Source organism: Mesorhizobium sp. M7A.F.Ca.CA.003.01.2.1 (assembly GCF_003998945.1).
GTDB lineage: Bacteria > Pseudomonadota > Alphaproteobacteria > Rhizobiales > Rhizobiaceae > Mesorhizobium > Mesorhizobium ciceri.
Genome location: NZ_RZRA01001315.1, coordinates 1 through 1,120 on the forward strand (window position 1 = coordinate 1; position 1,120 = coordinate 1,120).

Here is a 1,120-nt window from a genome sequence, read left to right on the forward strand (position 1 = left end):
GCGCTGAAGGCGAGGGGAACGATCCGCCACGTGCTTGCCCGTCACGTCGAGGGCGCCTCGCACATGGCGGAAGGCTTTACCCGGGCCAAGGCAGGCAATATCGGCCTGTGCATCGGCACTTCGGGTCCGGCCGGCACCGACATGATCACCGGGCTCTATTCGGCCGCTGCGGATTCCATTCCGATCCTGTGCATCACCGGCCAGGCGCCGCGGGCGCGGCTGAACAAGGAGGATTTCCAGGCCGTCGACATATCAGCCATTGCCGCGCCGGTCGCCAAATGGGCGGTCACGGTCATGGAGCCCTATCTCGTCCCCATGGCGCTGCAGAAGGCCTTTCACCTGATGCGCTCGTCGCGGCCGGGTCCGGTGCTGATCGACCTGCCGGTCGACGTCCAGCTGGCCGAGATCGAATTCGACATCGATGCCTATGAGCCGTTGACGCCGTTCAAGCCGGCCATGACGCGCGCCCAGGCCGAAAAGGCGTTGACGATGCTCAACGCCGCCGAAAAGCCGCTGATCGTCGCCGGCGGCGGCATCATAAACGCCGATGCGTCGGATTTGCTGATCGAATTCGCCGAGATTTCAGGCGTGCCGGTCATCCCGACCTTGATGGGCTGGGGCGCGATCCCCGACGACCACCGGCTGATGGCCGGCATGTGCGGGCTGCAGACCTCGCACCGCTATGGCAATGCGACGATGCTGGAAGCCGATTTCGTCTTCGGCATCGGCAACCGCTGGGCCAACCGTCACACCGGCTCCGTCGATGTCTATACCAAGGGCAAAAAATTCATCCATGTCGACATCGAGCCGACGCAGATCGGCCGTGTCTTCGCGCCGGATCTCGGCGTCGTTTCGGATGCTGGTGCTGCGCTGAAGATGCTGCTCGACGTCGCCACCGAGTGGAAGACGGCAGGCAGACTGCGCGACTGGTCCGGCTGGGCGAAGGAATGCCAGGCTCGCAAGAAGACGATGAAGCGCAAGACGCATTTCGACCAGGTGCCGCTGAAGCCGCAGCGTGTCTATGAGGAGATGAACAAGGCGTTCGGCCGCGACGTCACCTATGTCACCACGATCGGCCTGTCGCAGATCGCCGGGGCGCAGTTCCTGCATGTCTACAAGC

1 protein-coding gene is annotated in these 1,120 nt (G+C 63.8%); it reads left to right on the forward strand.

The features are described 5' to 3' along the window. On the forward strand, positions 1 to 1,120 hold a 1,120-nt coding region (gcl, locus tag EN969_RS32300; RefSeq protein ID WP_127419798.1), incomplete at both ends, for a glyoxylate carboligase.